This is a genomic window from Nocardioides sp. NPDC057772 (assembly GCF_042798075.1).
In the GTDB taxonomy this organism is placed as follows: domain Bacteria; phylum Actinomycetota; class Actinomycetes; order Propionibacteriales; family Nocardioidaceae; genus Nocardioides.
This window is the reverse complement of record NZ_JBHVKN010000201.1, coordinates 1-9,430: the sequence shown is the minus strand read 5'-3', so window position 1 is coordinate 9,430 and position 9,430 is coordinate 1. Positions and strand designations below refer to the sequence as shown.

Below are 9,430 nucleotides of genomic sequence, written 5' to 3'. Positions count from 1 at the left end.
CAACTACAGACTCGGCCCGCCAGAAGTGCGGACTCGGCCGGATGGGGGGTCGTCAGCCGACGACGACCTCGATCCGCTGGAACTCCTTGAGGTCGGTGTAGCCGGTGGTGGCCATGGCCCGCTTGAGGGCGCCGACGAGGTTCATGGTGCCGTCGGCGACGTGGGAGGGGCCGTAGAGGACCTCCTCGAAGGTGCCGACGGGCTGGAAGGCGACGCGCTCGCCGCGGGGCAGGTCGGCGTGGTGGGCCTCGTTGCCCCAGTGGAATCCCTTGCCGGGAGCATCGGTGGCGCGGGCGAAAGGCGACCCGACCATGACCGCGTCGGCACCGCAAGCGATCGCCTTGGCGATGTCGCCGGAGCGGCCGACGGCGCCGTCGGCGATGACGTGTACGTAGCGGCCGCCGGACTCGTCGAGGTAGTCACGACGGGCAGCAGCCACGTCGGCGACGGCCGAGGCCATCGGCACCGCGACACCCAGCACCGTCCGGGTGGTATGGGCCGCACCGCCGCCGAAGCCGACGAGGACACCGGCCGCGCCGGTGCGCATCAGGTGGAGCGCGGCCTGGTAGGTCGCGCAGCCGCCCACGATGACCGGCACGTCGAGCTCGTAGATGAACTCCTTGAGGTTGAGCGGCTCGGCCTGCGAGGAGACGTGCTCGGCCGAGACGGTGGTGCCGCGGATGACGAAGAGGTCGACGCCGGCGTCGACGACGGCCTTGGCGTACTCCTTGGTCCGCTGCGGGGACAACGCCCCGGCGACGGTGACGCCCGCGGCGCGCACCTCGCGCAGCCGCTCGGTGATCAGCTCGGCCTGGATCGGCGCCTCGTAGATCTCCTGCAGGCGCCGGGTCGCGTCGACGCCGCTCAGCTCGGCCAGCTCGTCGAGCAGCGGCTGCGGGTCGTCGTAGCGGGTCCACACGCCCTCGAGGTTGAGGACACCGAGACCGCCGAGCTTGCCCATCGCGATCGCGGTCGACGGGGACATCACCGAGTCCATCGGCGCGGCGAGCACCGGGATGTCGAAGCGGTAGGCGTCGATCTGCCAGTCGGTGCTGACCTCGGTGGTGTCGCGGGTGCGCCGCGACGGCACGATCGCCACGTCGTCGAAGGCGTACGCCCGTCGTGCTCGCTTGGCCCGGCCGATCTCGATCTCAGTCACACGACGGATTGTTCCACGGGACCGGATCGAGATCGGAAAGCACGCACCGACCTGGACCGATGACGGGCTAGCTGCGTACCGCGGTCAGCAGCAGGTACTCCCAGTCCATCCTCCCGTCGGCGAGGTAGCGGTCCCCCAGTTCGGCGAGCGCGGCGTCGAGCTCGCCGGTCCGTGACTCGTCGTCGGCGATCCCTCGATAGGCGACGATCGTCGGCCCGTAGCAGGCCTTGAAGAAGTCGCGGAACTCCGCGCCGGTCTCGAAGGAGTCGATGGCGACCGTCCGCTTCTCGGCCCGGACGTCGCTCACCGAGTCTCCGAGCAGGCCGCGTACGTGGCTCTCGTCGCCCCAGCGCGGAGGCGGCTGCGCGCCCTCGGGCGGAGGTGCCATGAACGGCTTCATCGTCGCGAACATCTGGCCGATGAAGCCCTCGGGCGTCCAGCTGATCAGGCCGATCCGGCCGCCCGGCCGCACGACCCGGACCAGCTCGGCGGCCGACTTCTCGTGGAACGGCGCGAACATGATGCCGACGCACGACATGACCACGTCGTACGCGGCGTCGTCGAACGGCAGCGCCTCGGCGTCGGCGACGCGCCAGGTGATCGATCCGGCGCCGGCGTCCACGCGGGACTGCCCGATCTCGAGCAGCTCCGGCGTCAGGTCGCTTGCGGTGACGTCCGCGCCGGCGAGGGCGGCGGGGATGGCGGCGTTTCCGGTGCCCGCGGCGATGTCGAGCACGCGGTCGCCCGGTCCGATCTCGCAGGCCTCGACGAGCACCCGGCCGAGCTCGGGGATGAGCTCGTCGGCGACGCGGGCGTAGTTCCCGAGGCCCCACATCGTGCGGTGGCGAGCCTTCAGGTCGGGTGAGGCTGGTGTTGCGGTCATGTCTTCCTCCAAGACGTTGACCCGAGATGTGATCTGGAGGGTTCAGCCTCACCCCAGGCCCCCGACGGGCGACACCGCACGATCCGAACTCATCGAAGTTCAGGATCTTTTGCGGCGCCACCCCACCGTTCATCAGCTCCAGTCGTAGGAGAGCACGAAGCCGTACGTCTCCCCGCCGCCCTCCTCGGAGAGGACCATGTCGGCCTCGCCCACGAGGCCTTCGAGGCCACCGGTGCCGAGGCCGGGGATCACCGTGAGGTGGGAGCGGACGGTCTTGTCGGCGTACGTCCCGCTGATCCGCCACACGCAGGAGCCCTCCTGGCCGGCGATGGAGCCGGTGAACTGCTCGTACGCCTCGAAGACCGCACCACCGGCGGGGTTGCCGTAGGCGCCGATCATCCTCGCCGTGCCCGTGCCCTCGATCTCGCCGGTGTAGGTGTAGTCGGTCTCGGAGGTGGTCAGGCCGCGCGTGGGGATGTAGACGTCGTCGCCCATCGTGGTGCCCTCGCCGTCGATGTCGACGTAGGCCGCCTCGTGCCAGCGGGCGACGGTCATGGTGGTGCTTGCCTTGTTGCCGTAGGTGTTCATGGCTCCAGCCTGCTCGGGAAACCGGGGCGCGGGATTGAAGGAACGCGCCATATCGTTGGCCGCATGGCTGGCCAGGCGGAGGGCAGGGGCTACCCGGACGCGATCGTGCGGCCGGTGACGGCGGCGCAGACGATCACGACGGAGCGGTTCGCGGTCTCGCCGGCGCTGGCGGGGCACGTGGACTACCACTGGTACGTCGGCTGGGACCTCGACCACGCACACGACCAGCAGGTCATCCCACAGCCACGGATCCACATCGCCGCCGAGGACGGCCGGCTGCTGGTCCACGGCATCGGTCGTCGCCCGTTCGTCCGGCATCTCACCGGTCGCGGCCACACCCTCGGCGTCTCGTTCCTGCCCGGCCTGTTCCGCCCCGTGCTCGGCAGCCGGGTCAGCGCGATCGCCGACCAGGTCGTCCCGGCACAGGACCTGCTCGGCGCCGACGACCGGCCGGCCGCGGAGCGCATCCTGGCCGTCTCCGATCCCGCCGAGATGGCTGCCGCGATGGAGTCCTACCTCCTGGAGGTCGGCCTCCCCGCCGACCCCGTGGCCGAGGACGTACGCCGCTGGGTGGCCCTCGCCGAGGACGACCGCTCGATCACCCGGGCCGAGCAGCTCGCCGACCACGCCGGCCTCAGCCTGCGGTCGCTGCAGCGCCTGTTCAGCGAGTACGTCGGGATCGGCCCGAAGTGGGTCGTGCAGCGGTTTCGCGTGCTCGAGGTCGCCGCCCGCGCCCACTCCGGCGACGTCGACTGGGCCACGGTCGCCGCGGAGCTCGACTTCAGCGACCAGGCCCACCTGGTGCGTACGTTCCGGGAGGTCGTCGGCGCTCCCCCGGCGACGTACGCGAAGGACCTATGAGCCCGTCACTCTGGACTCAGTCGCCTCCCAAGGCGCCGTGCTTGGCACAGATCTTCAGGATGCGGTCGGGGTAGACCGCGGCGTCCTCTGGTTCGAGATAGGTCGTCCTGTACTCGTTTGCGATGGCCCGGATTTCGGTGTTCTCTGCCCAGTCACTCATCAGGAGGAAGTGGGTGTTCCATGTCCCGTCTTCGTCGTCCTCCTGTGGGGGCAGGTTCTCGGTGTGGCTGCAGAGCACCTGGTCTCGCTCGGAGAGCGGATCGGCCTTGACAGGCGGGCTCTCGGTTCCAGCCCTGGTCTTCTCCGGTCCCGCGCCGCACGCGCTCACGGCACAGGCAGCGAGCAGGATGACGATCAAAGTCACGATTCGCATTGTCACTCCCCTGCTCACGAGACCTTGATGGTCGCCATGACCTGGTTGATGTACTCCTCGACCTCTTCGGCCGAGATCATGTAGTGGAAGCTCCAGCTGACGTTGATGAAGTGCTTCTTGTGGTAACCACCGAACTTGTGCCAGCGAGCGTCCCCGTCGGCACTGGAGTAGTCGACGTAGTGGTAGAGCTCCAGGCCCCCGACCTTCAAATTCGGCAGTCGGAACGCCAGAGTCGGATCGTTCAGCCTCGAGGCGACCTGCTCGTCCAGCCAAGCCGGCATGTCCGAGACGTCCTCGGTTGGCCCTCCGAAGAGCGGCTCGTCCTTCTTGGCGAAGAGCTCGACGAAGCCGGTCCAGTCGGCCACTCCCTCGCCCCAGGGCGGCAACGTGATGAAGCGCTGATCGGCGCCGGTGATGCCATCCTCGTTGTCGCCGTCGATCGTGGCCAGTCGCTCGTCTTCCTTCCACTTGCCAGGGACCTTGATGCTGAGACCGGGGCCTCTGCTCCGAAAGGTTTGCCATCCTGCGTATGAGCCTGACGGCTTCAACACGTCGGGCTTACCTGCCACGTACGCCGACGGCAGGGGAAGGTTCGCCGAGGCACCCTCCGACGATGATGTCGACGGACTGGGCTCTGCGGCCGTGGCTTCCGTGGACAGAGCGAGCGCAACGACAGGGATGACGGCGAGCACAACCAGGCCGCGCCGTAGCCGATTACCAAGAACACTCACAGCTGAACTCCGTTCGACCGACGCCCGAGAACAGCGTCTTTAACAAATCAACTGGACGTTATCACCAGCAAACTCGGCTATGCAGTGTCAAAGTACGCTCACATCGCGATAACTGCGAAGTCACTCTGCCGGCTTCAGGCGGGTCGGCACCACGTCGTAGTTGCCCTCCTTCATCGAGAGCTGCAGGATCTTCCTCGGCGCCGAGAGAGTCCCATCGGGCTGTGCCGCGTACAGCATCACAGACGCCTGATCCCGACCGGTGATCGAGAACAGGTCGGTGAGTCCGTCACCGTTGACGTCGCTGGCGCCTGCAAGGACTCCGGGACGACCCTTGCCGCCCCTGGGCGGCCGCGTACTGGCCTTCGTCCTGGTCCACTTGCCGCCCTTCGCCGACCACACGGCAGCCTTGCCGGCGTCGTCAAGGCCGACAAGCTCGTCGACCCCGTCCCCGTTGGTGTCTGCGGGGATGGCTTCGCAGGCGATCTCAGCGTCGTCGGCTGAGCTGCTCACGCGGTCCTTGTAGACGAACTTCTGGACAGGTCCGCGCTGGAGAGACTTCCCGTCGGAGTATGCCGCTACGTGTCCGCACATGGCGCCCAGCCCACCGGACATGAACTCGCGCGTCGTGTAGTTCACGAAGAGGGTCACGTCGTCCTTGGTGTCACCGTTCAGATCAGCGACCACGAGGCGCTTGTCGAAGACCGTGTTGCCGGGTTCGCCCTTAGGGGTCTGCGTGTCGAGCCATACCTCTGGCTTGCCGAGCTTCCCGGGTGCCACCTGGCGATGGACCGTGAACCGCACCCGCATCGACTCCACCTCATGGAGCTCGGCACGATCCATCTCAGCGTGGTTGTAGATGTCCTCCTCGAGCCCGAGGTCGGCAAGGCCATCGCCGTCGAAGTCGCCACAGTGGACGCCGTTGACGACCAGACCCTGCACTTCGCGCTGGCGCTTGACCGACGCGATCGGGTTCCCCTCTGCGTCGAGGGCACTGTACGTGTCGACCGTCTTTCCCTTGAGGGCACGAGTCTCCTCGATGGCGTTGGGGAAGTTGTCGCCATCGAAGTCGCACAGCACCTCGGGATACGACGTCGGCACCGAGCTGGTCGCCATCTTGAAGACCGAACCATCTGAGGTGAAGTCCATCAGGCTCGCTGCTTCGACCACCGCGTCGCCGTACCCATCCGAGTTGATGTCCCCGACCACGGGAGCCTTGGTCTCTGAGCTCGGAGACGCCGACGCTGAGGTCGAACTCGATCCGCCGGCTTCTTTCGCCGCTGGCTCCCTTTCGGCACCGCAGCCTGAGACCAGCGCCAGCGACAGCACGCTCACCCCGGCCAGAGCACCCACGCCTGTCCACCGACCACGAGTAGAACGCATCGAACCCCCGAGATACTCACCGATACCGCCCGGGTGACATCAAGATCACCGCGACGCTCGGAGCCTACCCTGCGGATTTTACGAACGACGGGAGATGCGGGGTCCACATCACCTTGTGCGTACGTTCCGGGAGGTCGTGGGCGCTCCCCCGGCGACGTACAGGACCTCTAGTCTCGAGCGAGCTGCTCGAGCGCGGCCGCGGAGGGCGAGCCGGGCTCGGCCCGGTAGAGCACGATGCGCTGGCTGGTCTCGGGCAGCACCATCGCCTCGTACGCGAGGTCCATCCGCCCCGCCACCGGATGCCGCAGCCGCTTGATCCCGTAGCCGCAGTCCATCACCGGATGCTCGGCCCACAGCTCGGCGAACAGGTCGCTGCGCTGGACGAGCTCTCCGACCAGGCAGCTGAGGATGTGGTCGTCGGGATGCAGGCCCGAGGAGTAGCGCAGGAAGCCGACCATCTGCAGCCCGGTGCCTTCGGGGTCGACGAAGAGCTCCGGACCGTCCGGTTCGAGAAAGAACCGACGGATGAGGTTCGGGCGGTGGGGACGGCTGGCGTACGGCGCGTCGAAGTCCAGCCCATGCCCGAAGAGGCCGTGACCCAGATCGTTCCAGGCGAGCACGTAGTTGGCGTGGTCGACGATGAGCGCCGGACCGGGATAGTCCATCAGCATCGCCACCGCGGCCGGGCGTGGTCCCACGTCGCGGCGGCTGCCCGCGACCGTTCCGACGGGACGCGCCAGGCGCCTCAGGTGATCATGCTCCTCGGCGCTCAGCCGCAGCGCCCGGGCCAGCGAGTCGATCACCGCGTCGGAGGCGTTGTGGTGGTCGGCCTGCTCGAGCCGGGTGTAGTAGGTCGGCGAGACGCCGGCCAGCATCGCCAGCTCCTCGCGCCGCAGGCCCGGGACCCGTCGGGCGCCGTAGGACACCAGTCCGGCTTCCTCGGGGCTGATCGCCGCCCGGCGACTGCGTAGGAACTCTCCGAGCTCGGTCGTCATGGTTCCTATAGTGCGGCCGCTCGGCGATTTCTTCCTGACCCTGTCAGTGCCAGGCAGGCGGGTGGGTGGCAGGACAGGTGTCTGGCTGGCGTACGTCATCCGGCGGAGCGTTGGGGCCATGACCACGACTACTCACGCCGAGCCCGTACGCGAGGCCGGCATGACCCGCGGACAGCTGCTGGTGCTCCTGCTGCTGCTCGCCTCCCAGTTCACCCTCACCGTCGACTTCTCGATCCTCAACGTGGCCCTGCCGACCGTCGGTGACAGCCTCGGCTTCGCCGAGGCGCACGTGCAGTGGATCGCGACCGCGTTCGCACTGTGCGCGGCCGGGTTCACGCTGCTCTTCGGCCGGATCGGCGACTACGTCGGCCGCCGGCGCGTCTTCCTGATCGGCATGATCGCGCTGGGCGCCGCCTCGCTGCTCGGCGGCGTCGCCACCTCGCCCGAGGTGCTGCTGACCGCCCGGGTCGCCCAGGGTCTGGCCACCGCCGCGGTCACCCCGGCGGCGCTCTCGCTGCTCACCGTCTCCTTCCCCGAGGGGCCGCTGCGGCAGCGTGCCCTCGGGCTCAACAGCGTGGTGATGTCGACCGGCTTCACCGCCGGGGCGGTGCTCGGCGGCGTGCTCACCGATCTGCTGTCGTGGCGCTGGGCGTTCCTGGTCAACGTGCCGATCGCGCTGCTGGTGGTCGCGGTCGCGCCGTTCGTGCTGCGTGACTCTGCCGACCGGGAGCGGTCGCGGCTCGACGTCCCGGGCGCCGTGCTGGTGACCGCCGGCCTGCTGGCGCTGGTCTACGGCGCGACCCGGCTCGGCGAGGCCGGCATCGGCGATGTCGCCGGACTGGGCGCCATCGGCGTCGCGGTGGTCCTGCTGGTCGCCTTCTGGAAGGCCGAGTCCACCCACCCGCACCCGCTGGTGCCGCTGCAGATCCTCACCCGGCGCACGATCGGCTTCGGCAACATCGCCGGGTTCGCGACCTTCGCCTTCGAGTCGTCGCTGGTCTTCGTGCTGACGATGTACCTTCAGCACGTCCTCGGCCTCGACGCCCTGCAGACCGGCCTGATGCTCGTCGCGATGGGTCTGGGCGCGATCATCGGCGGCTCGGTCGCTCCTCGGTTCATCGAGACCTTCGGCGTACGCAACACCGTGGCGGGCGGCCTCGCTCTCCAAGCGGTCACCACCGGCGTGCTCGTCCTGCTCGGGCCCTCGGTCGGCTGGCTCTGGTTCCTCGGGCTCATGAACTTCGTCGGCGCGATCGGGCACGTCGCCGCGATCGTGGGGTTCATGGTCGCCGCCACCTCTGGGCTGCCCGACCACGAGCAGGGGCTGGCCACCGGGCTGGCGATGATGACCCAGCAGGTCGCGATCGCGCTCGGCATCCCGATCATGTCCACGGTCGCCACCGCTGCCGGCGGCGTCGCCTCGCTCGGAGCTCTGCACGTGGCGATCGCGGTCAACGCGGTCCTGGTCCTCCTCGCCGCGGTGCTGGTGGCCGTCGGCCTGCCCCGCAGACGCCCGGCGCCCGAGCCTGTCTGAGCCCCACGCTCAGAGAGGAATCTTCTCCCCCGCTTCGATCGCGACCGGCAACCGGTTGCCGGCCGGTGGAAGCGGGCAGGTGGCGTGGTCGATGTAGGCGCACGGCAGGTTGGTGGCGCGGTTGAAGTCGACCAGCACGTTGCCGTCGTCGTCAGGAGCCTCCACCGAGAGGCTCCGGTTGGCTGCGTACGTCGTCCTGCCGGAGGTCTCGTCGACGAAGAGCACGTGCAGGGATCCAGGTGCGGATCCAGGGAAGGCGATGAGGCTGTGCGTGGCGTCGCCCACCGTGAACTCGATCTCGCCCACCGCCTCGTAGACGTGCTCGAGGCCGTCGACGACCGAGCCGACCGTCGTCGGCACCGGCGTATCATAGGCGACGAAACGCCCCGTCACGGCCCAGCTCGGGTCGGGCGCGTAGGCCTCGGTGCCGCGGTAGCCCGTCAAGACCGGGTTGTCGGGATGACGCGGGCGGAGGATGTCGGTGCCGCCACGCCTGGCGATCTCGACGACGGCGTCACCGAACGCAGCAGTGACGCCGCTACTCTCGTCGATGACACCGAAGGAGTGCCGCCCGGTGATCTCGGCGCCGTTCAGGACCAGCGACTCGCCCGGTGCGAGCGAGACCACGATGCCATCTGGACCGCTCGACCAGGTGCCCGGCACGTCGTCGTACGTTTGGGGCTCCTCACCGAGCCAATGGATCGACGTGATCGCCAGGAAGCCGTGCGCGGATGCGCGCTTCTTCTCGTGTTCCTCGTGCCACGCCGCCCATTCCTGGGCGAAGGTCTCAGTGTCGACGACGGTCATGGGTCCTCCCGAAAGGTCCAGATTGCAAGCCCAGGTCCAACTCTGGGATTGAACTCGGTCTTGCTCGATCTTGTGCTCGAAATGCCCACATCGTGATGTTCTCGTCGTACGAAATCGGG

10 protein-coding genes are annotated in these 9,430 nt (G+C 68.4%); 2 read left to right on the top strand and 8 right to left on the bottom strand.

The window, feature by feature from the left end:
• Positions 1 to 52 precede the first annotated feature (52 nt).
• The 3 genes from ACFVJS_RS23265 to ACFVJS_RS23255 all read right to left on the bottom strand — a co-directional run bounded on the left by ACFVJS_RS23265 (position 53) and on the right by ACFVJS_RS23255 (position 2,630).
• On the bottom strand, positions 53 to 1,159 hold the full coding sequence (locus tag ACFVJS_RS23265; protein WP_378885496.1) for a GuaB3 family IMP dehydrogenase-related protein: 1,107 nt from the start codon (positions 1,157 to 1,159) through the stop codon (positions 53 to 55).
• 67 nt (positions 1,160 to 1,226) lie between these two features.
• Positions 1,227 to 2,042 (bottom strand): class I SAM-dependent methyltransferase, encoded by an 816-nt coding sequence (locus ACFVJS_RS23260; RefSeq protein ID WP_378885495.1) that lies wholly within the window; start codon positions 2,040 to 2,042, stop codon positions 1,227 to 1,229.
• A gap of 132 nt (positions 2,043 to 2,174) precedes the next feature.
• A complete protein-coding gene (locus tag ACFVJS_RS23255; RefSeq protein WP_378885493.1) occupies positions 2,175 to 2,630 on the bottom strand; it encodes a DUF3224 domain-containing protein in 456 nt (151 codons plus the stop codon).
• 63 nt (positions 2,631 to 2,693) lie between these two features.
• Here ACFVJS_RS23255 and ACFVJS_RS23250 point away from each other — a divergent pair, with 63 nt between their 5' ends.
• Positions 2,694 to 3,491 (top strand): DUF6597 domain-containing transcriptional factor, encoded by a 798-nt coding sequence (locus tag ACFVJS_RS23250; protein WP_378885491.1) that lies wholly within the window; start codon positions 2,694 to 2,696, stop codon positions 3,489 to 3,491.
• A gap of 16 nt (positions 3,492 to 3,507) precedes the next feature.
• Here ACFVJS_RS23250 and ACFVJS_RS23245 read toward each other — a convergent pair whose 3' ends face one another.
• The 4 genes from ACFVJS_RS23245 to ACFVJS_RS23230 all read right to left on the bottom strand — a co-directional run bounded on the left by ACFVJS_RS23245 (position 3,508) and on the right by ACFVJS_RS23230 (position 6,970).
• Positions 3,508 to 3,855, bottom strand: coding sequence for a hypothetical protein (locus ACFVJS_RS23245; protein WP_378885489.1), 348 nt, complete (start codon positions 3,853 to 3,855; stop codon positions 3,508 to 3,510).
• Positions 3,856 to 3,878: 23 nt separating this feature from the next.
• A complete protein-coding gene (locus tag ACFVJS_RS23240) occupies positions 3,879 to 4,415 on the bottom strand; it encodes a hypothetical protein (RefSeq protein WP_378885487.1) in 537 nt (178 codons plus the stop codon).
• Positions 4,416 to 4,715: 300 nt separating this feature from the next.
• The gene (locus ACFVJS_RS23235) at positions 4,716 to 5,801 is read right to left on the bottom strand and encodes an FG-GAP repeat domain-containing protein (RefSeq protein WP_378885485.1); all 1,086 of its coding nucleotides are present in this window, start codon (positions 5,799 to 5,801) and stop codon (positions 4,716 to 4,718) included.
• A gap of 341 nt (positions 5,802 to 6,142) precedes the next feature.
• Entirely contained in the window at positions 6,143 to 6,970 is an 828-nt protein-coding gene (locus ACFVJS_RS23230) for a helix-turn-helix transcriptional regulator (RefSeq protein WP_378885483.1), read from the bottom strand.
• Positions 6,971 to 7,088: 118 nt separating this feature from the next.
• Between ACFVJS_RS23230 and ACFVJS_RS23225 the strand changes: the two genes are divergently transcribed.
• Positions 7,089 to 8,504 carry an MFS transporter gene (locus tag ACFVJS_RS23225; protein ID WP_378885481.1) on the top strand — a complete coding sequence of 472 codons (1,416 nt, stop codon included), beginning with the start codon at positions 7,089 to 7,091 and terminating at the stop codon, positions 8,502 to 8,504.
• Between the two features lie 9 nt (positions 8,505 to 8,513).
• Here the strand turns inward: ACFVJS_RS23225 and ACFVJS_RS23220 are convergent, their stop codons facing one another.
• Complete coding sequence (locus ACFVJS_RS23220; RefSeq protein WP_378885479.1) at positions 8,514 to 9,311, bottom strand: DUF1684 domain-containing protein; 798 nt, start codon at positions 9,309 to 9,311, stop codon at positions 8,514 to 8,516.
• Between the last annotated feature and the right edge of the window lie 119 nt (positions 9,312 to 9,430).